The sequence below is a fragment of the Paenibacillus sp. FSL R7-0048 genome (genome assembly GCF_038004505.1).
In the GTDB taxonomy this organism is placed as follows: Bacteria; Bacillota; Bacilli; order Paenibacillales; family Paenibacillaceae; genus Paenibacillus_AQ; species Paenibacillus_AQ odorifer.
In genome coordinates this window covers 5542678-5566990 of record NZ_JBBORF010000001.1, presented here as the reverse complement: position 1 = coordinate 5566990, position 24313 = coordinate 5542678, and the positions used below count along the sequence as shown (strand labels likewise).

Here is a 24313-nt window from a genome sequence, read left to right as displayed (position 1 = left end):
CGTAGGGTGGCCGTGAGTCGGCTGTAAGGCAAGTAGTGGCCAACGGACTCAGATGACTCTATTTAGTGTAAACAGCCCATTATTGAATTCTTACGGACCCTAAAGGCGCTATTGCCCCAATAACACCCGTAATGCAGCACATTTTCGAAGAATAGCGTCAGTGGGGTCCGAAAAGTTGCCATAACAGCACTGAATCCACGAATAACGGCTCCTGGGTCCCTAAGTAATTAATGAAACAAGCCTAGCCGAAATGTTGAGTGTTAAATTCGGAATACTAAATAGTAAACAACGAATGATGCTTATTGAATTATGATATGCGGAATGCGGATTACAAAACGATCGGCGTAGAGTGCTAATGTTGAGTGCGGGGTGTTGAGTATTGAACGCTGAACGCTGAACGCTGAACGCCAACAGTCTAACATTGACCCTACGCTCCGACATTGGCAGCTCCTATCTAACGTTGCACAACTGGCATTAAAAACAAACTAAACACTCTAAAAAGCAAGCCGCCAAAATCCGGAGGTTTGCTTTTTTTATTTGTACTCATAGCTGTTTATCCTTTGTAAAACATTAGAAAATACTAGCAAACACATGTTCCGATTAGTGTGGTTATGATATACTGAGGGGACGAGGAATCACTGAACTTTTTTAATTGGAGTGTAATCAATGGGTGGATATTTCACCCTGTATTCTATATATTTTCTCCGCTACGGAAGGAGTCTATCATTTATGCCGGTAACCTTTTTACTAGGCCGCTCGGGCAGTGGCAAGACAACAAAAATATGGGAATCTATCTCTTCTTCCTTAGAAAAGGAACCGCTTGGTGCGCCGATTATTATTCTTGTGCCAGAGCAAGGTTCTTTTGGAGCAGAACGGGGGCTTCTGACCGTAGGGAATGTGAAGGGAAGCCTTCGGGCGCAGACACTGAGTTTTTCGCGGCTTGCCTATCGTGTGAAGCAGGAAACTGGTGGCAGTGCAAGTCTGCCAATCAGTGAAGAAGGTAAGAAAATGTTAATTTACAAAATCATCAGTCGCCGCAAAGAGGAACTGAAATTATTCGGTGCCTCAGCAGACAGACCGGGTTTTGTGGAACGTCTGAACCAACTGCACACGGAGATGAAACGTTGCTGTTTGGGTTCCACTGATTTAGAGGAACAGCTGTCCGCTATGCGAGGAGCTATTGCAAGAAGTCCTATTCTTGAGGGTAAGCTGGATGATTTGCAGCTGGTATTTAGGGATTTAGAGAAGGAAATGTCCCGTCTTTATATCGATGAAGAGGATCGTTTAGCAGAACTGGCTGAGCATATTCCAGATTCCTCCTACATTCGCGGGGCAGAGATTTGGGTAGATGGGTTCCATGGATTTACTCCGCAGGAATTCGTAGTGCTTCGAGAATTGATGCAGCAAGCTTCGAAGCTGACGGTTTCGCTTACAATTGATCGTCCTTACCCCTATGGAGATCAGTTGAATGAGCTTGAATTGTTTCACCCAACTGCGGTTACTTACATTAAACTGCGAGGAATTGCTGAAGAGCTGGGCATTGATGTATGGGACGAGCTGCTGGAGCCAACGGTTCTTCCGCGTTTTGAAGAAAGTCCAGTACTTGCTCACCTTGAACGGGGATATGATCGCCGGAAGGCTTGGATAGGTGCGGATGAACTGGCAAGAGAGGCTATATCCATAGGCGCCGCAGTTTCGCACAGAGCAGAGGTTGAGGGAGCCCTGCGCGAAATGACTAGACTGGCGCGGGATGAAGGTGCAAAATATGGCGAAATGGCCGTATTGATGCGCAATATTGGCGATTACGAGCAGCTGGTTCAGCCGTTGTTCCAAGATTATGGAGTGCCATTTTTTCTGGACCAGAAGGTGAATGAGCTGCATCATCCGCTAGTGGAGTTTATACGTTCCGCATTGGATGTAGTGCGTCGTCGCTGGCGTTATGAGGATGTATTCCGTTGCGTAAAGACGGAGCTTCTGCTTCCGCTAGACGGTAGTATTACGCGTGATGATATGGATGCTTTAGAAAACTATGTGCTGGCTTGTGGGATTCAGGGGTACCGCTGGACAGATGGCCGCTCCTGGAAAGGTATTCCTAGCTTGTCGCTGGAAGGCGGCAGACAGATGGATGATGAACTGCTTGCTACTATGGAACGATGCCGTGCTAGTATAACAGGTCCATTATTTGCTTTTGAGAAAAGAATCCAGAAAAGTCGTAGCGGTCTTGAACTTTGTACGGCATTGTACAAGCTGCTTGAAGAGACGGATGTTGCGCGAAAGCTGGAGAAACTCAGTGTTAAGTCTATGGAGAAGGGCCAACCCGAGAAGGCTAGGGAACATAGCCAGTTGTGGGGTGCGGTACTTGATCTGTTAGATCAGATAGTAGAAATGATGGGCAATGAAAGACTTGAGTTTGAAGTGTTCACTGGAGTTCTAGAGACAGGTCTTGCTGAACTTAAAATGGGACTAGTTCCGCCCGCACTGGATCAAGTATTGGTCGGCAATATGGATCGGACTCGCCCAACGGGGGTTAAATACGCTTTTTTGCTTGGATTTAATGAAGGTGTTGTGCCTGCGCAGTTTAAGGAAGATGGAATTCTCTCGGAAGGTGAACGCTCCGTACTAGAGAATGCTGGAATGGAGCTTGCTCCCGGCGCTTCTCGTAAACTGCTGGACGAGCGGTTTCTGATCTATAATGCACTAACGACAGGAAGCCGAAAGCTCTGGATTAGCTACGCTACAGCGGATGATGAGGGCAAAGCTCTCCTTCCCTCTGAGGTTATCCGGCATTTGCATAGAATGTTCCAAAGGGTTCAAGAGCACAGCTTGTCAGCACTTCCCCCTTCGGGACTACCTATAGAAGTCGGAAATCCTATCCATCTCGGTTTCATTGGTCAACCAGAACAGAGTCTTCGCGCATTGATTATGCAGCTGCGGCAGTGGCGCCAAGGAACAGAAATTCCGGAGCTATGGTGGGATGTGTATAACTGGTTTACTAAGAACGAAGATCGTAAATTTCAACTGGAACGTTTGCTAAGTTCACTGTTCTATCGTAATGAGGGAACGAAGCTAAAGCGTGGCACAAGCCTCAGATTGTATGGTGGCTCAACACTGCGGGGCAGTGTGTCCCGGATGGAGAAATTTGTTGCGTGCTCATTTTCCCATTTTGCGTCCTACGGACTAAGACTGAAAGAGCGCCAGTTATATAAGCTGCAAGCACCTGATATTGGACAGCTGTTCCATGCTGCGCTAAGTGATATGGCGATAAGACTGAAACAAGAGGGAAGGGGCTGGGGCAGCTTATCTCCGGATGAATGTCGGCGTGAGGCCAGTGAGACAGTAGAACGGCTATCTCCGATGCTGCAGGGTGAAATTCTAATGAGCTCCAAACGTTACGGGTACATCTCCCGTAAGCTTAAGAATATTGTTGGACGTGCTTCTGTGATTCTGGGCGAGCACGCCCGCCGGGGCAGCTTTGAGCCAGTAGGGCTGGAGCTGGATTTTGGACCGGATAAGGAGTTGCCGCCTTTAAGAATTACGCTGCCGAATGGCTGTGTGATGGAGGTCGTTGGCCGGATTGACCGTGTAGACATGGCTCGTGGAGAGAACGGTATTCTTCTGCGGGTAATTGATTATAAATCGAGCCAAAAGGATCTCAAGCTGCATGAGGTGTATTATGGCTTGTCGCTGCAAATGCTGACTTATTTGGATGTGCTGCTGACATATTCGGAGCAATGGCTGGGGCAGCAGGCACTTCCAGCAGGCACACTTTATTTCCATGTGCATGATCCGTTGTTAACTTCATCCAACGGGATGAACAAGGAACAGGCTGAGCAAGAGCTGTTGAAACGCTTCAAGATGAAAGGACTGCTTACAGCAGATCGTGAGGTTGTCTCCCTGATGGATACCACTTTAGACAAAGGGTATTCTTCTATCGTGCCTGTAGCAGTAAAAGCTGACGGCAGCTTTTATAGCAGTGCTTCAGTAGCTACACCAGAGCAGTGGGGCCATCTATTATCCTCCGTTAGAGGGACGATCTCGGATATCGGGACACGGATTACAGAGGGTGATGTGGCGATTGAGCCGTACCGAATTGGGCAGGAGACCGCCTGCACATTCTGTTCCTTTAGACCTGTCTGCCAGTTCGATGAAGCTGTGGAAGGTAACAGCTATAACAATCTGGGTAAGCCAGGGAAGGACGTTATATGGGATCTGCTGTCCCGCAAAGGAGGAACTACACCTTGAGTATGAAGGCTGAAATAGAAGCGAAACCGGAAGGAAGTATATGGAGTGATGACCAGTGGCGGGCCATTGCGGAGAGCGGTGATGACATCCTCGTTGCTGCGGCAGCAGGTTCCGGCAAGACGGCGGTGCTGGTAGAACGGATTATTCGAAAGATCAGTAAGGAAGAGAACGGCTTCAGTGTAGACAGGCTACTAGTAGCCACGTTTACCAAAGCTGCGGCTGCCGAAATGCGGCAGCGGATCAGGGAAGCCCTTGATCGGGAGCTGGAGGAGAACGGGGAGAACGACCATTTGCGCCGTCAGCTATCCCTGCTGGGCAAAGCTTCGATTACAACGTTGCACTCCTTCTGTCTGGAAGTGATCCGGCGTTATTATCAAATGATTCCGATTGATCCGGGTTTCCGCATATTAAATGAGCATGAAGCGGAGATGATGCGGCAGGAGCTGCTCGAAGAGTTGCTGGAGGAAAAGTACGGTGAGGTAGGTGCGGATGGCGAGGATAGCATATTTGTGCAGCTCGCTGATTGGTTCAGTGGTGAACGCAGTGATGATGCAGTGCATGCGCTCATACAGCGATTGCATGATTACGCCCGCAGCCATCCTTGGCCAGCGCAATGGCTCCGTGATACTGCAGCTGATTTCTCATTGCCAGACACCGAAAGTCTGGGTGGAACGCCATGGGTGCTGAGCATTCTTGAAGAAGCGAAGCTGACACTTGCGGGTGCAGCCAGTCAGCTGATGCAAGGCCGGGAGATTGCACTACAACCGGGTGGTCCGGCACCCTATGCTGAGAATTTAACCACTGATCTTGAGATGGTAAATGCACTGCAGGATGCCGTTAACGAACGACCTTGGGCAGAATTATATGATATTTTTATGGAAGTATATTTTGGAAAATTAAAGGCTTGTAAGAAGGATTCGACAGATCCTGGACTGCAGGAGATGGTGAAGGAACTGCGCGACAGTGTGAAGAAGAGTATTTTAGATCTTCAGAAAGCATTGTTTGGCCGTCCGCCTGAGGTTTTTTTGAAAGAGCTGAACGAAGCGGCTCCACTGATGGCAGAGCTTGCAGAGACAGTGATAGCATTCGGTGAACGTTATAGAATTGAAAAAGCAGGAAGAGGTCTAGTCGACTTCAGTGATTTGGAGCATTATTGTCTGCAAATTCTACGCCATCCGGACTCTACGCCCGGTCATTCCCTGCCTTCTGATGCAGCTATGGAATACCGTGCTCAATTCGATGAGGTTCTGCTGGATGAGTATCAGGATACGAATAGTGTGCAAGAGGAGATTGTGCGGCTAATATCCCGTGAAACACCCGGTAACCGGTTTATGGTCGGAGATATGAAGCAAAGTATCTATCGATTCCGTCTGGCGGAGCCGGGGCTATTCCTGGATAAATACCGCAGCTTTGGCTCACACCCAATCGATGATCCATCTGAAATTACTAATGAATCGTCTAGCGGTTCGGTTATCGATCTGGCCCGTAATTTTCGCAGTCGCATGGAGGTTGTGAATGCCGTTAATATGATCTTCCGGCAGATTATGAATGAGACGGTAGCGGAGATTAATTATGACGAACGCGCTGAGCTTGTTTACGGAGCGAATTTCCCAGGTGCAGCAGAGAAGGGTCCCGATACCTTTTTTGCACCGGAGTTATTATTGATAGATCGTGGTTCAACAACAGGGAAGTCAGAAGAGACTTCTGAAGACGGTGAGGCGCCACTTCAGGAGAGTGAAGCCATTGAGAGCGAGACGGCGCAGCTGGAAGCACGGGCAATTGCCCGGCGTATTTCACAAATGACGGGGATGACCGGTGGATCGCCGCTGCTTATCTACGATAAAGGACTCAAGATTATGCGCCCGGTTATTTACGGTGATATCGTAATCCTGCTTCGCTCGGCAAGAATCTGGACCCCTCTGATCATCGAAGAGCTTCGGATGGAAGGAATCCCTGCTTATGGTGATCTGAATAAAGGTTATTTTGAAGCTACAGAAGTGGAAATTGCACTCTCCCTCTTAAAAATAGTTGATAATCCTCAGCAGGACATTCCGCTGGCTGGCGTACTTCGTTCACCTGTGGTCGGATTAACGGAAGAAGAATTGGCTACGGTGCGTATGTGTAGTCAGGGTCCTTATTTTCAAGCAGTACAGATGGCGGTGGATATGCAAGATGCAAAAGAGGCTGAAGAAGAGTATGACCTCTTCTCGGCTCCTGTGATTGAATCCGCAAGCACCGTCGAGAATAATGTTTTACCTGATAAAGATCTGCCGCAGATCAGTCCAGAACTGAAGCGCAAGCTTAGACATTTCCTAGAACAGCTGGAAAGCTGGAGAAATGCGGCTAGACAAGGTAGTCTCAGTGAGCTGATCTGGCGTATCTATGGGGAGAGCGGCTATCTGGAATGGGTTGGAGGACTGCCTGGAGGCTCGCAGCGCCAGAACAATCTTAAAGCTTTGTATGATCGGGCTGTGCAATTTGAGAATGACACCGCAGCGCGTGGATTGTTCCGTTTTCTGGTGTTCATTTCACGGCTTCGTGAGAACGGCGGAGATCTGGGTGTAGCTGGCGGTGGCGGTGAAGAAGGCAATGGCGTCAGAATCATGACCATCCATAAATCCAAAGGGCTGGAGTTCCCTGTTGTTTTTGTAGCCGGGATGGCAAAACAGTTCAATCGACAAGATTTGCATTCGCCATTTCTTATGCACAAAGAGCTTGGCTTTGGGCCGCGTTTTGTGGAACGGGAAACGCGAGTTAGCTACCCAACACTTCCTTATCTGGCTATTAACCGGCGTACACGGCTTGAATTATTAGCGGAGGAGATGCGTGTATTATATGTAGCGTTAACTCGTCCGAGAGATAAAATGATTCTAGTAGGCACTGTAAGAGATTTGCCGCGCAAAATCGCTAGCTGGAGCAGCGTACAGAACCGGGATGAGCTGCTGCTTGCAGATCATCTGCTGGCCCGAGGGCGCAGCTATTTGGACTGGGTTGGACCGGCATTGATCCGGCACCCTGCGGCGGCGATTCTTCGTAAGCTGGGCGGTTCAGAAGGTACCGTCTCCACGGTGCTGCACAACGATGTCTCCAACTGGAGCATCAGTGTGCAAAATGCTTCCGAACTTAATTCTGGGGCGTTCCTGCCAACGGATCAGACTGAGGAGAAGGTAGAGGAACGGCAAGCTGTACTCGAAGCACTGCATAAGGGTGAAGCTGTAAATATATATGAAACAGAGACTAGCGATGAAATTGCTAGAAGACTGGAATGGAATTATCCGTATGCGGCAGCCTCAGGTATTCCGGCTAAAACTTCTGTTACGGAGTTAAAAGCGTTGTTGTCGTTGCAGGAGCAGCCCTCTTTTGATCTGCTGGAAGAAGGCAATTCTACAACCTCAATAGAAACCGATAAACGTCCAAGTGTTGCAGGTGCGGACAGTCTTCATTTGCGGCGTCCGAAATTTATGGAAAAACGCAGTCTAACCCCAGCGGAACGCGGGACAGCATACCATACAGTCATGCAGCATATTCCGCTGGAGGGTTCAGTTGATCCTAGGGTTGTGGAAGAAACCTTAGCCCGACTTCAGAGAGTGGCTATTCTAACTGCTGAGCAGGTGGAGGCTGTAGCTCCCGATCAGATAGAAGCTTTTTATACTAATGAACTTGGACGTAGATTAATAGCTTCTTCTTGGAAGCTTAGAGAAATGCCGTTCAGTTATATGGTTCCCGCAGGTGAGGCTTATCGAGGGCTCGGTTATATGAATGAAGCCGTCTCGGAGCTTTCCCCTGAGAACAATAAGGAAGGCTTTAGTGAGGCTGTACTGATTCAAGGGGTCATTGACTGCCTGTTCCGAGAAGAGGACCGGATTATTCTGCTAGACTATAAGACGGACTCTGTATTAGAACATCAGGGCGGCTTAGAGGCACTTAAGGAAAAATATCGTTTTCAGCTAGAGTTATACAGCAAGGCATTACATGATATTTTGGGAGAACCGATCAGCGAGATTTGGCTGTACTTTTTTGACGGCGATCATGCTGTGAAATTATAAATTATTCATTGCCGCATAGGAGCGGGGAAAGAGGACGAAGATGCGGATATTGCATACGGGGGATTGGCACTTGGGCCGTACGCTGGAGGGAAGAAGCCGCCAGAAGGAGCAAGAGCAGTTCATAGATGAATTGGTGGAGATCGCCGATTTTCATAAGGTGGATTTGATTATGATGGCGGGAGATGTGTACGATTCCGTTAATCCGCCAGCGGCTTCGGAGCAATTATTCTATGAGGCTGCTGCCAGGCTGACTTCAGGGGGCAGGCCCCTTGTGGTGATTGCCGGCAATCATGACCAACCGGAGCGCGTATCTTCAGTCTCCCCGCTTGTATTAAGGCAGGGGATTACCTTGGTAGGACTTCCAACCTCAGAGCCAGTGACAGTTCATGCTGCGCGGACAGGTGAGATTGCCAAAATCGCAGCCCTTCCCTATCCCTCTGAGGCACGTCTCGGTGAGTTGCTTGCTGGGGACAGCGGGGAAGAGGAGCTTCGACTAGCTTACAGCGCACGGGTAGGCAAACTTATGCAACTGTTGGGACGGGAATTTACGCCACAAACCGTGAATTTGGCGATGAGCCATATTTATGTGCTTGGAGGTGTAGAGAGTGATTCGGAACGCCCGATTCAGGTGGGCGGGGCTTACACTGTAGACCCTTCTGCCTTATCCTGTGGAGCGCAATATACTGCACTAGGCCATCTTCATCGCGCTCAGCGTGTAAAAGGGGAAGGGATGATCCGTTATAGCGGATCCCCGCTGGCATATAGCTTTTCGGAAGCAGGACAAGCCAAGTCGGTGACGCTGATTGATGTTGCGCCGGGCGGTGAGCCGACCTTCGAAGAAATCTATCTTCGCTGTGGGCGTCCACTTGTAAGATGGAGCTCTACGGGGGGATTGCAAGAGGTATATAACTGGTTGGATGAAGGTAGAGATGCTTCCGCTTTTATAGATTTGGAGATTCGGCTCAGTGAAGCTATGTCGATGAATGATATTCAGCGCCTGCGTAAATCACGTGAGGGGATCATTCATATTCGTCCGATTTATCCGCAAATGGAGCTGGAGCTCGAACAGATTTCCCGTTCACGTATGCCTGTACAAGAATTGTTCCGTAAATTCTATCAGCGCCAGACGGGCGGGGCGGAGCCGGAGGATCGTTTGATTGAGCTGTTCTTACAGCTAACCGAAGAAGAACGGCAGCAGCCGGAGGAAGGAGAGGAGAACTAAGGTGAAGCCTATTTTATTAAAAGTTGCAGGATTGCAGAGTTATAGAGAAATGCAGGAAATAGATTTTGAAAGTCTGTGTGAGACCGGGCTGTTTGGGATTTTTGGACCTACGGGCAGCGGCAAGTCCAGTTTGCTGGATGCTATTACTTTGGCGATGTACGGCAAAGTGGAGCGCGCCGTTAATGGAACACAGGGGATTATGAATCACTCTGAGGATTCACTCAGCGTGGCGTTTACCTTTGAACTCACTTCTTCCGCTGGGGCACATCGTTATCGCGTTGAACGTAAGTTCAAGCGGACAGGTGAGCAAACAGTCAGTAACACCATTAGCCGTTTCATTGAAGTTACACCTGACGGGGATAACGTTATGGCGGATAAACTCGCAGATGTTACACGTTGTGTGGAAGAGCATATTGGGCTCAAGATGGATGACTTCACGCGAGCAGTTGTATTGCCGCAGGGGAAATTCGCCGAATTCTTATCGCTTCGGGGCGTAGACCGCCGACAAATGCTGCAGCGCCTGTTCCATTTGGAACAGTATGGCGATCAGCTTGCGTTGAAGCTTAGCCGACGGGTGAAGGAGAATGAGGCTGCGCTCCGCGCACTCGAAGCGGAGCAGCAGGGGCTTGGCAACGCAGGCAAAGAGGATGTAAAGGCAGCGGCGGAGCGCCTCGAACAAGCAGCCCAGCATGCTGCGGAATGCCGCCGCAAGCTGGAGGCGGCACTGCAGGTCGCGGAGCGTTTCACGCGCATTCGCGAGCTGCAAGAGGAACGGACCCGCCGCGAATTGCAGCGGCAGGGACTGCTCTCCAAGGAGGAGGAGATTCTCCTCCTTGAACGGAAGCTCGGCCAAGCTGACGAGGCCGAGGCTAGGCTTCCCGCGCTGAAAGCATGGCGAAGCGCGGAAGATGCCTTCAAGAGCCGATTGACCCGCGCGGAGGGCCAAGAGGTGCTGGCCGCCGCTGCCGAGCAGGAGGCGGCGCATGCCTCTGCGGCCGCGGCTGCTGCGCAGGCCGCGCTTGCGGCGGAAGAGCCGGCCCTCCGGCAGGGGGCCGACACCTACCGCCGCGCGCTCGAGCTCGAGTCCGAGCTCGGCGCCCTGCGGCGCGAACTCGCGGCTCTGCGCGAGCGCCGCGAAGAGGCCTCCCGCAAGCTGGCGGAGCTGCGGGAGGGCATGGCCCGGGAGCGTGAGCTTTTGGCCAAGGGCCAAAAGCGCCAGCAAGAGCTGCAGCAGAGCTTGCAGCCGCTCGGTGTCCGCTCCCAGGAGCGGCAGTCTCTGCAAGAAGCGATGCAGAGACTGCAAGGGCTGCACTCCGCCGAATCCCAGTGGGATAAGGCGGAGAAGGAGCGCCGCGAGCGTGCCGCTGCACTCGCGGCTGCGCAGGCGCGCCTCGCGGAGGCCGAGGGCCGTCGCGGGCAGCAGGAAGCTTCTCGCGGGCAGCAGATCCGCGAGGCGGCGATGCATCAAGAGAAGCTGCTGGCGACAGAAGAAGCTGCGTGCACCGCAGCAGAAAGTCTGGAGCAACATATCAGTTCTTTGGAAGCGGCCCTCAAGGGGCATGAGTTGCACAGACTGTCGCTTGGATTGGCTAAAGAATTGGAAGCAGGACAACCTTGCCCTGTATGTGGCAGCGAACACCACCCGGCCCCTGCTGTATTGCAGGATAACGTAGAGCAACAGGAACTGGAGTTAAAGCTTCAACAGGCTCGGGTGTTGTCCAGACGTGCTTTGGAAGCACGCCATATGTTCCGTGGTCTGCGGGAGCAGGACCTGGTTTGGCTGGAGCAGGTGTTTGGTGATGGAGCTTTTGATACGGTAAATCATCCTGCAGCGGCAGGCTCAGAAGTCAGCACTACTGAGGTTTCCTCTACCGATAAGTCCATTCCAGATGAAAAGGCTTTGGCAGAACTTGATGCTGCATTTTTAGCATTAAAAAGCCAGTCTGGAGAACTGCGCCGTACAGCGATACAGTGGCAGCAATCGATGCAGGAAGTTCAGCAGCTATGCCTCAAAGAAGCAGCGGGTGCCGAAGGTGAGCGAAGCTGGGTAGAAGGCCTAACCGCCAAAGCCGAGGAACTGAGTGGCCAACTAGCCGCATTGCGGCAGAACTGGGTACAGCAGTTCCCTGATTTGGCACCGGAAGAGGTAGAAAAAGCTTATCGTGAGCTGTTAGCCAAGGATGCTCAAGCTGAGGAAATTAGATCCCGACTGGAAATCAGTGTCAAGTTTCTGGATGAGAAAAGCGCTTCGGTGCAGAATCTTCAGGAGACCATCACCGGACTCGATAAAGAGCTTACTCAGTGGAATACACAGATGGAAGGCAAAGAAGAATTGCAGCGTGAAAAAGAACGGCGTCTTTTGGAGTGGACTAATGGCCGCGCTGCTGCCCCTCTTCTAGCAGAGTGTGAGCGTCGTCTGCAGGAATTGTTAGCAGCTGTGGAGACCAGCCAACGATTACATCTCACGGCAGCTGAAAAAGCGCAGCATGAGATCAAGGAGGCAGCGATTACCCGCCAGGCTGCAGAATCTGCTCGAGAGCATTATGTGACTTCAAGCCATCTGTGGGAGCAAAGCTTAACCTCTTCACCTTTTAGTTCCGCCGCTGAGGTTGAAGGAGCAGCTCTCGCACCTGAAGAGCGGGAAATTTCTTCTTCTCGGGTACATGCCCATCGTGCGGAAGAAGCTGAAGTTTCATTGCAGCTGCGCAATATTGAAGAGAAGCTTGACGGAGCCAACTTAAGTGAAGAGGAGTGGCAAGTTAGCCAGGAGAGCTTAAGCGTGTGTAAGTCAGAGGATGAAATGTCGCTGCAAGCAAGAGCGCGCGCAGAGCGAGATCTGGAGGATCTGCGGCATCGGCATATTCGCTGGATGGAGCTCGAAGCCCAGCGGCTAGAACATGCTTCTCTACAGGATCATTTGTCCAAATTGCAGACGGTTTTACGTGGAAATGCTTTTGTTGAGTATATTGCGGAGGAACAATTGATGCAGGTATGCCAGTCTGCTTCCCAGCGGCTTCGTTTCCTGAGCAAACAGCGTTATGCGCTGGAGGTTGATTCGGGTGGTGGCTTTGTAATCCGTGATGATGGAAACGGTGGTGTAAGAAGACCGGTCTCCACGCTTTCCGGCGGAGAGACGTTCTTAACTTCCTTGTCACTTGCACTTGCACTTTCGGCACAGATTCAGCTGCGGGGGCAGTATCCATTGCAATTTTTCTTTTTGGACGAAGGCTTTGGTACGCTGGATCCGGAATTGCTCGATACGGTAATCACCTCATTGGAAAGACTGCATAACGACCAACTGTCTGTCGGCATTATCAGCCATGTTCCAGAGCTTCGGGCACGACTGCCACGCAAGCTGGTAGTAGTACCTGCTGAGCAGGGTGGAGGGGGATCTCGGATCCTTTTGGAAAAAATGTGAAGATCTACAATGTGTGTGATTCTTATCACAGATACAGTATCAACGCGCTGTTATAATACAGCTAAGCCGACATTACTTTAGAAACACCTCGGCGGACGTATGGCAGGGAATGAACTCCTTTTCATACGTCCGCCGCCGAATCAGCTTTATAAGCTGTGAAGGGTGTTTCTCTTTTTTTTTGTCTTTTTTAGGCCTAACGGTTTTGATATATTTATTTAATGGTTCATTCTGTAACAGATACAGTTTAGGGCAGATTATGCTGAGTTTGCTTGCTGCTTTCGTAATTGATGATTATCCTGTATGATTATCTTATGATGAAGTGGGATTTCACCAATTTTTAGGAGGCAAGCACTCTATGGAGACCGTGTTTAGCAAAATTATTGAGGGTACTATTCCTTCCAAAAAAGTATTTGAGAATGAACGTATTCTTGCATTTTACGACATCGAGCCGGCTGCACCGGTACATGTGTTGATCATTCCCAAGAAGTTCATTGCTTCAATGAATGATGTTACACCTGAGGATCTTCCGCTAATTGCTGAAATCCACAGTGTAGCCCAACAGATCGCCAAAGACCTTGGAATTGCTGAGTCTGGTTATCGTTTAATCAATAATTGCGGACCTGATAGTGGACAAGCTGTGCCTCATCTTCATTATCACCTGCTGGGTGGAGCCAAGCTGGGTGCGCTCACTGGAAACTCAGCTTCGCACGCATAGCATAATCATTTAATGTTGAAGAACTTGCCAGAAAAAAGAATAGCACGAAGGTTGACACGTTATTTCCGTTTGACCTATAATGGAGTTTGATAAACCGTGTTATGCTCTTGGACGGTATGGTCGGAGGGAGGGGAAACCTGTGTCTGAAACGAAAGTTCGCAAAAACGAGACAATTGATGCTGCACTTCGTCGCTTTAAACGTTCCATCGCAAAAGATGGTGTCTTGGCTGAGGTGAAGAAACGCAAACATTACGAAAAGCCGAGCGTTAAGAAAAAGCTGAAGTCTGAGGCTGCTCGTAAGAGAAAGTTTTAGGAGGATTACCCACGCATGAATCTTAGCGAGAGATTGAACGAAGATATGAAGCAAGCGATGAAGAGTAAGGACAAGTTCACGCTCTCCACGATTCGAATGGTTCGTTCTACAATAAAGTATCTTGAAATAGATCTGAAGAGAACATTGGACGACAACGAAGTGCTTGATATCCTTAGTCGTGAAATCAAACAGCGCAAAGATGCCCTCCAAGAATTTGAATCAGCGGGTCGCGACGAGCTTGCCGCGAGTACAAAAGCAGAAATCGAGATTATTATTAAATATCTTCCCGAGCAACTTTCCGAAGAAGAAATTAAAGTAATTGTACAGCAGACCATCCAGGAAACCGGTGCTTCTTCGAAGAGCGAAATGGGGAAGGTCATGAGCGCACTGATGCCTAAGGTCAAAGGTCGCGCTGATGGTAAACTCGTGAACCAGGCGGTTCTGCAATTTCTGCAATAATATAGCACTAGCACCCCTTGCAAAAGGGGTGCTTTTCTATGTTATGAAACGTAAATCCAATTTCAGCGTATTAAAGGTTATGAGTTCTGGGTCAAGCTAAAGAAGGGAGGTAAAATCATTGAGAAGATTACGGAAAATACTGTTAGCTAGCATTCCTGTGGTCCTGCTGTTACTCCTCCTGACACCCTTTGCAACGAATGTAAGCGCTGACGGGACAGCCCCGAAAACACCGGGGGTTACGAACAGTGAGCTGAAAAAAGGTCCCGTGTTTATTATTCCGGTAGATCAAAAGATTGAACGGGGTTTGCAAAGCTTTTTGGAAAGAGGATTTGAAGAAGCCGCTAATTATGGAGCAGTCCTTATTCTACTAGAGGTCGATACACCTGGAGGGCTGGTGAAATCGGCAGAAGAGATTGGGACGATGGTAAGAGAGAGTGAAATACCAACAGCTGCCTATATTAAAGGTGATGCCGCTTCTGCAGGCAGTTACATAGCACTTAATGCAGGTGCAATAATCATGAAGCCGGGCAGTATGATCGGCTCCGCTTCCTTGGTAGACATGAATGGTCAAAAAGTCGATGATGCCAAAATGATATCCTACTGGAGATCTAAAATGATCGGCGCTGCTGCTCTGAATGATCGTGATCCAGACATTGCTGCTGGAATGGTGGATAGTAATTTGGTCGTGGATAAGCCAGAGCTTGGAGTGACTAAGACACAGGGAGAAATCATTGCCTTGTCTAGTGAAGGAGCTTTAAAAGCTGGTTACGCTGATCAAATTACAGATACCCCTGAAGAGGCAATTCAGTGGCTTGGATATACTACAGACGACATCTTTCGCGTAGAGCATACCGGTGCGGAAAAAATGTCGCAATTTCTGACCAATCCGATTATTATGACGATTCTGCTGTTCATTGGGATTACAGGCGTTGTCATTGAACTGATTGTTCCAGGCTTTGGTGCGCCAGGAATTATCGGGACGTTGGCTTTTGTGTTATATTTCTTCGGCAACTATGTTGCAGGATTCGCCGGAGCGGAAACTTGGCTCTTGTTTATCATTGGGCTTGTCATGCTTGTGCTGGAGCTCTTTGTGCCTAGCTTCGGAATATTGGGGCTCCTAGGCTCTGTCAGCCTTGTAGCGGGTGTTGTACGAGCTGCTTACAGCTATAAGCATGCACTGCTCAGTCTAGGTATCTCTTTCGTAGCTGCGACTATAGTTGTAGTAATTGTTGCGGTCATTTTTAAAGAACGAGGGATATGGAACAGATTTATTTTGAAGGAAAGCCTTACTAAAGATCAGGGATTTGTGCCTGTAGAAGAGAAGCTTAGCTTATTAGGCGCTACAGGAACCAGTATTACTCCACTTCGTCCCTCAGGAACGGCTATGATAGGCGGCGAACGTGTGGATGTTGTTACAGAAGGTAGTTTTATTAGTGCTAATGCACCGGTCTCTGTTATTAAAGTAGAGGGCGGACGGATTGTTGTGAAAGAAATCAAGGAATAAGGTAAACACTGGAACCAATAATAGTTCTACAATAAATTTACGGAGGTTATATAGTATGGGTGAAGCATCTTTGATTCCTATTCTGTTCATCGCGGTAGTGGTGATTATTGTATTGAGCGTGTTTTTAAGTTTCTTCCCGGTTATGCTCTGGATTTCAGCATTAGCATCGGGCGTTAGAATCAGTATTATTACGCTGGTGGCGATGAGACTGCGTCGTGTAACCCCAAGTCGTATCGTTAACCCAATGATTAAAGCGACTAAGGCAGGTCTTGGACTGAACATTAATCAACTGGAGAGTCACTATCTCGCAGGTGGTAACGTAGACCGTGTTGTTAATGCGCTTATTGCAGCACAACGTGCAGATATTCCTTTGGAATTTACTCGCGCAGCAGCCATTGATCTTGCAGGACGTGATGTGCTGCAGGCTGTGCAAATGAGCGTTAACCCTCGTGTAATTGAGACACCGGTTGTTGCGGCTGTTGCTAAGAACGGGATTGAAGTTAAGGTAAAAGCGCGCGTAACTGTTCGTGCCAATATCGACCGCCTCGTGGGTGGTGCGGGTGAAGAAACGATTATTGCCCGTGTTGGTGAAGGGATTGTAACGACAGTAGGTTCGAGTGATTCCCATAAAGATGTCCTTGAGAACCCGGATTTGATTTCGCGGACGGTATTGTCCAAAGGGCTTGACTCAGGTACTGCTTTTGAGATCCTCTCCATTGATATTGCGGATATCGATGTAGGCAAGAACATCGGTGCTTATCTACAAACCGAGCAAGCAGAAGCAGATAAACGCATTGCCCAAGCCAAAGCGGAAGAACGCAGAGCGATGGCTGTCGCTCACGAGCAAGAGATGAAGGCGCGCGTAGTAGAGATGAAGGCGCTTGTTGTGGAAGCTGAATCTCAGGTGCCTATGGCAATGGCTGAGGCGCTCAGAAATGGCCAAATCGGCGTGATGGATTATATGAATATCAAAAACATCGAGGCAGATACCCAAATGCGGGGCTCTCTCGGCAAAATGAATGATCAGGACGACAATAACCGTCCTAACAATAATAAATAAAAGGGGATGTGAATCTCCATGAGCTGGATCTATATTATTGCGGTTATTATATTCGCGATCGTATCCAATGTGAATAAAGCAACTAAAAACAAGCCCAAAGGAGCTCCTCGCGGGGGAATGCCCACTTTTGGGGGCGGAGAGGATTCTCCGCTCCGCCGGGTAAAACGCCCGGATATCGATGGAGGGCGCCAAGCGGAGTCTGGCAGTGGATTTCCTGCTCCTGTTAGCACCTCTTCCCGGCAGTCGAGGTCAGAGGATAACCGGGAGTATGATGCCTCTCCTGCCTTTCCAGAACCCGCGTATATACCAACTCCAGATTATTCTACTGGAGAAGGAATGTCTTTGGAGCATGCCGATGACGGAGTTGAATTACGCACACAAAGAATGCAAGAAGAGGTACGGCGCCTTCAATCTGCTTTTGACGGGATAGCGGGTGCAGATACCAAAAGATCAAATAAGACTAAAAACACAAACTCACCCTCTGCGGGAGACCAGACACATGGAACAGGGAGTCGTGACGACCTGCGCAATGGTGTAGTCTGGGCAGAGATTCTGGGACCACCGCGTTCTCGTCAGCCGCATTCCACCCGAAGATAATATTTACGGATCATAATAACAATAAAGCCTCGGTTCCTATCTTTACGATAGGTTGCCGGGGCTTTTTTTGCTTTTTTCACACTGGAAGGGTCCTCCTTTGTTACTTCTTCTCATAAAAAAAAGCGTTGCCGCATAAGGTGTACAGAAGGCAGGAAGGGGGAACGTCTACTTATGACCCGTATTGGCCGCAGGCTGCGGGGATGGACAAACGGGGTACTGGATCTACCACAGGACTTATTACAGGAAATGCCCCGGATCACCCTGATCGGCAATAAGGAACTGCATATTGAGAATCATCGCGGCGTGCTGCATTTTTCCTCTGGTCAGCTTAAGCTCGCGTTAGCTAAAGGATCGCTTGAAATCACAGGCGAGGGACTTGTCATCCGAAATATTCTAGGCCAGGAATTGGCTGTAGAAGGCGTTATCGGGGAGATCAGATATAACGAAAGCGAGGAGAGATCATGAAGGAGCCACCTCTGTCATCACTGCGGGGGTTCGTTACACTGCATGTGACGGGACCTCAGGTGGAGCGATTTATTAATTTCATTTCTGAAGCAGGAATCATGATTTGGGATGTGAGGCCCGCTGAGGGCGGCGCTTCCCTTAAGCTGCTTCTGGATGATTTTTATGTCCTCCGGCCGATTTTAAAAAAGACAGGCTGTCGTATGCACGTTACCGGTAGAAGCGGACTTCCATTTCTTATGGCGCGGCTGTGGAAAAGGAAATTTTTTGGCATAGGTATTTTGATGTTTGGAATTACACTTTTTATGTTATCTACGATGGTATGGAGTATTAGAGTCGAAGGGAATGAAAAAATTGCTTCTGAGGATATATTGGCTGCCGCTCGCCAGGAGGGTGTGTATCCTTTTCAGTGGATATGGCGTCTGGAGGAGCCGGACAAGCTCTCTAAGGGGCTGCTGGCCCATTTACCGGGTGTTTCTTGGATAGGGCTGCAACGGACGGGGACGAGCATCAAAATTCAGGTTGTAGAGGCTAAACAGCCCGATATCAAACCTTTGCTTAGCCAACGGCATTTAATTAGCCGAACAGATGCGGTGGTAACAGAAATATATGCGGAGCAGGGCAGACCGGTAGTAGCGCGTAATTCGCGTGTGAAAAAAGGGGATATCCTGATTTCCGGTGCTCTTGGAGACGAAGAAAATGTAGAGTATGTGGTAGCCAAGGGTGAGGTTAAGGGGTTGGTTTGGCATGAGTACAATATCGAGGTTCCGCTTGAAACAACCAATAGCACCTACACTGGGGAGCGTAAGGATCGCACCTATCTCGTGTTGGGGAAATGGGCTATTCAGCTGTGGGGTTATGGCAAATCCTCCTTTGAGAATTCAAAGACGCTCACAGAGCATGATCCGCTGTCTTGGCGCTCTATTGAGCTGCCGCTGGGCCTGATGACTGAGAAAGAAATGGAGATCAATGAAACAAAGGATACGATAACTCCAGAAGCTGGAGTTGCGAGGGGAATTGAGCGGGCGAAGAATGATATTTTAGCTCGATATGGTGTTGATAGCGTCATCAAAAGTCAAAAAGTTTTGCATGAGAAGAAAGAGAATGGTAAAGTTTATATGAAAGTGATCTTTGAAGTAGAAGAAAAAATTTCCGAAGAACTGCCAATAGTAAACAATTGAGGAGAATGAGGCTACTTGTCAGAACAGACTGCAAGCATTCGTATATCTTTGCAAAATGCGGGAGAAGCGCAATCGCTGTTTGGCCCGCAGGATGGATTCTTAAAAATCATCGAGAGTGAAATTCCCGCCATTATTGATTCGCGTGAAGCAGAGCTAACGATTCGTGGAGCTGAGCGGGAAGTAGACATGCTGGGGCAATTATTTAATGTGCTACTGTCCCTCATTCGGAGCGGTTACATACTTACTGAACGTGATGTGCAGTACGCTGTGGAACTGGCGAAAGATTTTCGTGCTGATCAATTGCTCGATTTGTTCAAAGGAGAAATTACTACAACTTTTCGCGGAAAGCCTATCCGTGTCAAAACGGTCGGCCAGAAGCATTATGTGACAACGATCAAGAAGCGTGATATTGTATTCGGAATCGGTCCTGCAGGAACGGGGAAGACCTACTTGGCAGTGGTGCTTGCAGTTACGGCACTGAAAGAAGGTTCGGTTAAGCGTATTGTTCTTACGCGTCCCGCAGTAGAAGCAGGAGAGAGTCTAGGATTCCTTCCAGGGGATTTGCAAGAAAAGGTAGATCCATATCTGCGTCCGCTTTATGATGCATTATACGACGTTATGGGGCCCGACCAGGTGGCTAAGGCACTTGAACGGGGATTGATTGAGATTGCTCCGCTGGCTTATATGCGCGGACGTACATTGGATGATTCATTTATCATCTTGGATGAAGCGCAGAATACAACACCTGAGCAAATGAAAATGTTCCTGACTCGACTCGGCTTCGGGTCCAAAATGGTGATTACAGGTGACGTTACCCAGATTGACCTGCCCCGCGGCAAGAAATCCGGTTTGATTGAAGCCAAAGCGATTTTATCCGGCATAGAAGAACTTGGCTTTGTCTACTTCGCGGAACAGGATGTAGTACGGCATTCCCTGGTGCAGAAAATTATCGTTGCCTATGACCGCTCTGCCGAAAACCTCCAATAAAGGGGATTGTCTTCATGGCTTCAAAGCAACCATCTAAATTAAGCGGATTTGTATATACGAACAACGGATGGAAGTATAGCGCAGTGACACGCTATGCTCTTTTCCTGTTACTCGGACTAGTGTTCTACTTCAGCTTGTCGCCAGAATTGCTACCTAAGAAATATGATATTAAAGAGAATACTTACAGTGCAAAGGAAATAACGGCACCGAAGCAAATTAAGGACACCAAAGCTACGTTAAAAGCGGCTGAGGAAGCGGCCGAAAGCGTATCTCCCAAGTACAAAATTATCCCGATGAGGGCAGACAACCTAGTGACCTCGCTGCTGGACCGGATAGATCGCCTCAATCAGGATGATCTGATCTCGCAAAGCGATAAGACGGGGATTTATCGTGATGAAATCCCGCAGAGAGCCAGCGATTTCATCTTGAATTTCGTAGCTTCCAATCGGGGCAGCGCTACATATTCAGATCACCTCTTGGATGAAATGCAATCTGTCATCAAAGAGCAGACCTATGTCATTCCGGAAGAGACTTACATTAAGATTCCGCGCCTGACCTCTCAGGACATTATCGAGATGAAGCCTGTCGCCCGAGATATTGTAACTAGGCTGATGAATGATCAGATTACAGATGCGCAGACCGCTCGCGCCAAGGTAGCGGAACAGGTCAGTATTAGTTCTCTAAGCCAGCGTACAGCGCGTGAGGTTGTTCAGGAGCTTGTGCGTCTTGTGATCACAAGTAACAAGTTCTACGATGAGGATGCTACCAAGGAAGCGAAGGTACAAGCCCGGGAGAACACACCTGATGTATTCATCGAGCAAGGGGACACGCTTGTTGCTAAGGGGCAGCTAATTACTCCAGAGCTCTACACTCTTTTGGATGAGAATGGACTACTAAGCAATGAGGTGAATTACTGGCCACAGTTAGGCCTATTGATTCTCTCTGCGATGCTCTCCGTCGGTTTGCTTGCGTTCATTCGTTATTCAGGCGGCACCTCAGGCTTTAAGTACAACAATTCTCAGCTATTGATGCTGGTGCTTGTATTTGTTATAACTATTATCTCTATGCGGCTGGCCGCTGTTTTGCAGACCGATGTCCGATCTTATATCGGATTCCTGGCACCGGTGGCGATTGGCGCAATGTTAATTGCAATGCTTCTGGACATGCCTTTGGCCTATTTTTGCTCCATTCTATTCAGTGTACTGGCGAGTGTTATTTTGAATGTGCAGCAGAACTCAATCTTTGATTTTAACTTTGGTTTCTTTGCTATCGTGGTTTCGTACGTGGCTATCTTTGCGACTCACCGTGCGGGTCAACGCTCCACGCTCCTTAAAGGCGGGATTATGGTATCGCTTTTTGGCTGTCTGACAGTCTTTATGCAGATACTGTTAGGTGGAGGAGCATGGAAAGAGGTAGGTACCTTGTATTCGGTTGGTTTTGCTTTTGCAGGGGGACTATTGACGGCTGTACTTGTGATTGGGCTAATGCCTTTTTTCGAGGCAACCTTTGGTATTCTATCGGCATTGAAGCTGGTAGAATTGTCTAATCCAAACCACCCGCTGCTGCGCAAACTGCTTACCGAAACGCCGGGAACCTATCACCATAGTGTAATGGTAGGTAACCTGTCAGAAGCTGCCGCGGAAGCGATTGGAGCAGATGGCTTATTATGCCGGGTTGGATCGTATTATCATGATATTGGTAAAACAAAACGTCCGTTTTATTTTATCGAGAATCAAAATAATATGGAAAATCCACATGACTCTATTGAACCGAAGCTTAGTAAATCTATCATCGTTGCCCACGCCCGTGACGGGGTGGAAATGCAACGAGAATATAAGCTGCCAAAACCAATCCGTGATATTGCGGAGCAGCATCATGGAACAACGTTCCTGCATTATTTTTACCATAAGGCACTGAAGCTGGCGGAAGAAAAAGGTGTCGAGCCTGATTTTACCGAGGAAGATTTCCGTTACCCTGGACCGAAAGCCCAGTCGAAGGAAGCGGCTGTAGTGGGAATTGCCGACAGTGTCGAGGCTGCAGTGAGATCATTGCGTAAGCCAACTGTTCTGCAGGTGGAAACGATGATTGAGAAGATTATTAAAAGTCGACTGGATGATCATCAGTTTGACGAATGTGATTTGACGATTAAAGAATTGGATATTATTGCACGGACTCTGAAGGAGACGGTTATGGGGATTTTCCATTCACGGATCGAATATCCAGAGGATGTGCGTAAGCCAAAAAAAGAGGAAGGGGCACCTAACCCATGAGTTTGGAGATCGTTTGGGATAACGAGCAGGAAGAATACGAGATAAAGGACGATCTCATTACGCTGCTGGAGAGTATTTTGCAAAAAGCAGGTGAAGCGGAAGGGATCGATCGGGGCGAGGTAGCTCTTACTTTTGTCGATAACGTTCGTATACATGAGTTGAATTTGGAATATCGGGGCATTGACCGTCCGACGGACGTGCTTTCTTTTGCTATGAATGAAAGCGGAGAGGACGAGCTGGACATTATATACGAGGTAGAGGAAGGCGAGGCGCTGGAAGATGTTCCAGACGTACTTGGGGATATAATCATTTCCGTAACTCGTGCGCAGGAGCAGGCGCTGGAATATGGCCATTCACTGGAACGAGAGCTTGGTTTTCTTTTCGTTCACGGATTTCTGCATTTGTTAGGATATGATCATCAGGATGAAGCTTCAGAAGCAGAGATGATGTCCAAGCAAGAAAAAGTACTATCTCAGGTTGGGTTGACGCGCTAATGGTGAAGAACACGGCGGTAGGGCACAAGAAGTTCTGGCACTCTTTTCGGTTTGCATCGCAAGGCTTAGTGTCGGCATTCAAATCCGAGCTTAACATGAAGGTGCATTGCTGTTTAGCGGTGGTTGTGCTAATAGCCGCTGCCGTGTTCAGACTTCCGCTGGCCAGTTGGATGTTGCTGCTGTTCTCGATCACGCTTGTCCTAACTGCCGAATTGCTCAATACGGCGATTGAAGCGACGGTTGATCTGATCTCGCCAGAGATTCATCCACTGGCTAAGAGAGCAAAAGATACCGCCGCAGGAGCTGTGCTTCTCACGGCGGTGTTTGCTGTCTTAGTTGGGATCTATGTTTTTTATCACCCTGTGATGGACTGGATTAGCGGACTTATGTCATAATCAGGATACAAAATCAATTCAGGGGAGAGGCGGACCCGCGTTTTGCGATTCCGCCTCTTTCGTTACTGAATAATTTGAAGTGAGTTATGTACCCGAATATATCTCATGAAGTACACTGATAAAATTTAGCGCACGCTGAAAAAATAACGATAAACGAAACTAATTAGATGTTTACGAAGTGTGTTTTGTGCGAAGAAAAATCAATGAAGTCAATACTCACAAAACTTTAGGAGGTCAAAATATGGATTCTACTCTTCTTATGCAAGAGGCGATTAAAGCACGAGCAAAAGCTTACATTCCATATTCCCGATTCGGAGTGGGAGCTGCCCTTCTTGATCAGGATGGTCATATTCACCACGGCTGTAATGTGGAAAATGCTGCTTTTGGGCCAACCAACTGTGCGGAACGGACAGCACTATTCCGTGCGATTGCGGATGGACACGCTGTTGGTTCTTTTAAAGCAATTGCCGTAGTAGCTGACTCTGACGGCCCCGTTTCACCTTGCGGTGTGTGCCGGCAAGTAATGATTGAGTTGTGTTCGCCGGATATGAAGGTTATTCTTGGGAACATGAAGGGTGATATCGTTGAGACTACGGTGGGAGAATTGCTTCCAGGCGCTTTTGGTCCCGTAGATCTGAAGCAAGGACAAGCTCCAGAATAAAATGAGGTTTTGATTTAATGCCTGTGCCTGTTTAAGGGCAAATCAGGCATAGTTAGACGAAGGTTGCTACTTTAATTGCACAATGTACAGTTAAATTGCTACTCTTTCGCGACAAAAATGAATTTAGTTGCAGATAGTACAATTAAATTTATGATAAAGCCCATATTTGGCTCTTAAGACAGGATTTAATTGCACAAAATACAACTAAACACCAAAAACATAAACTCAACCTAAAATTAGTTGTACAAAGTACAATTAAAAGTGTTCTAGTTCTACCAAGTTAGGCT

Annotated in this window: 17 protein-coding genes; all 17 read left to right on the top strand. The window is 48.5% G+C overall.

Translation table 11 applies throughout. The annotated features are described in order from the left end of the window. Positions 1–729: 729 nt before the first annotated feature. On the top strand, positions 730–4242 hold the full coding sequence (gene addB / locus NSQ91_RS24715; protein ID WP_076304273.1) for a helicase-exonuclease AddAB subunit AddB: 3513 nt from the start codon (positions 730–732) through the stop codon (positions 4240–4242). A gap of 2 nt (positions 4243–4244) precedes the next feature. After that, the gene (gene addA / locus NSQ91_RS24710; protein WP_076304298.1) at positions 4245–8288 is read left to right on the top strand and encodes a helicase-exonuclease AddAB subunit AddA; all 4044 of its coding nucleotides are present in this window, start codon (positions 4245–4247) and stop codon (positions 8286–8288) included. 40 nt (positions 8289–8328) lie between these two features. Next, positions 8329–9510, top strand: a complete 1182-nt coding sequence (locus NSQ91_RS24705) for an exonuclease SbcCD subunit D (protein ID WP_076136581.1) — start codon at positions 8329–8331, stop codon at positions 9508–9510. 1 nt (position 9511) lies between these two features. Next, positions 9512–12928, top strand: coding sequence for an AAA family ATPase (locus NSQ91_RS24700; protein ID WP_340920311.1), 3417 nt, complete (start codon positions 9512–9514; stop codon positions 12926–12928). Positions 12929–13283: 355 nt separating this feature from the next. Then, entirely contained in the window at positions 13284–13643 is a 360-nt protein-coding gene (locus NSQ91_RS24695; RefSeq protein WP_036683863.1) for a histidine triad nucleotide-binding protein, read from the top strand. 139 nt (positions 13644–13782) lie between these two features. Beyond that, positions 13783–13956 carry a 30S ribosomal protein S21 gene (rpsU, locus tag NSQ91_RS24690; RefSeq protein WP_036657994.1) on the top strand — a complete coding sequence of 58 codons (174 nt, stop codon included), beginning with the start codon at positions 13783–13785 and terminating at the stop codon, positions 13954–13956. A 15-nt stretch (positions 13957–13971) separates the two neighbouring features. Further along, entirely contained in the window at positions 13972–14415 is a 444-nt protein-coding gene (locus tag NSQ91_RS24685) for a GatB/YqeY domain-containing protein (RefSeq protein WP_036683862.1), read from the top strand. Between the two features lie 118 nt (positions 14416–14533). Beyond that, positions 14534–15919 carry an NfeD family protein gene (locus tag NSQ91_RS24680; protein ID WP_340920308.1) on the top strand — a complete coding sequence of 462 codons (1386 nt, stop codon included), beginning with the start codon at positions 14534–14536 and terminating at the stop codon, positions 15917–15919. A gap of 55 nt (positions 15920–15974) precedes the next feature. Next, positions 15975–16979 (top strand): flotillin-like protein FloA, encoded by a 1005-nt coding sequence (floA, locus tag NSQ91_RS24675; protein ID WP_036683849.1) that lies wholly within the window; start codon positions 15975–15977, stop codon positions 16977–16979. 18 nt (positions 16980–16997) lie between these two features. Then, positions 16998–17576 (top strand): hypothetical protein, encoded by a 579-nt coding sequence (locus tag NSQ91_RS24670; RefSeq protein WP_076304276.1) that lies wholly within the window; start codon positions 16998–17000, stop codon positions 17574–17576. Between the two features lie 171 nt (positions 17577–17747). Next, positions 17748–18041 carry a sporulation protein YqfC gene (yqfC, locus tag NSQ91_RS24665; RefSeq protein ID WP_036683844.1) on the top strand — a complete coding sequence of 98 codons (294 nt, stop codon included), beginning with the start codon at positions 17748–17750 and terminating at the stop codon, positions 18039–18041. Then, positions 18038–19219, top strand: a complete 1182-nt coding sequence (gene yqfD, locus NSQ91_RS24660) for a sporulation protein YqfD (RefSeq protein WP_076128997.1) — start codon at positions 18038–18040, stop codon at positions 19217–19219. The genes yqfC and yqfD overlap by 4 nt, the downstream gene beginning before the upstream one ends. Before the next feature lie 15 nt (positions 19220–19234). Further along, positions 19235–20206, top strand: a complete 972-nt coding sequence (locus tag NSQ91_RS24655) for a PhoH family protein (protein ID WP_036683834.1) — start codon at positions 19235–19237, stop codon at positions 20204–20206. Positions 20207–20220: 14 nt separating this feature from the next. After that, entirely contained in the window at positions 20221–22476 is a 2256-nt protein-coding gene (locus NSQ91_RS24650; RefSeq protein ID WP_076185262.1) for an HD family phosphohydrolase, read from the top strand. Continuing rightward, positions 22473–22970: an rRNA maturation RNase YbeY gene (gene ybeY / locus NSQ91_RS24645; RefSeq protein ID WP_076129001.1), complete on the top strand. Its 498-nt coding sequence runs from the start codon at positions 22473–22475 to the stop codon at positions 22968–22970. Before NSQ91_RS24650 ends, ybeY begins: the two co-directional genes overlap by 4 nt. Beyond that, complete coding sequence (locus tag NSQ91_RS24640; protein ID WP_076129003.1) at positions 22970–23365, top strand: diacylglycerol kinase family protein; 396 nt, start codon at positions 22970–22972, stop codon at positions 23363–23365. Before ybeY ends, NSQ91_RS24640 begins: the two co-directional genes overlap by 1 nt. A 241-nt stretch (positions 23366–23606) precedes the next feature. Then, complete coding sequence (locus NSQ91_RS24635; protein ID WP_076129005.1) at positions 23607–24026, top strand: cytidine deaminase; 420 nt, start codon at positions 23607–23609, stop codon at positions 24024–24026. Positions 24027–24313: the final 287 nt, after the last annotated feature.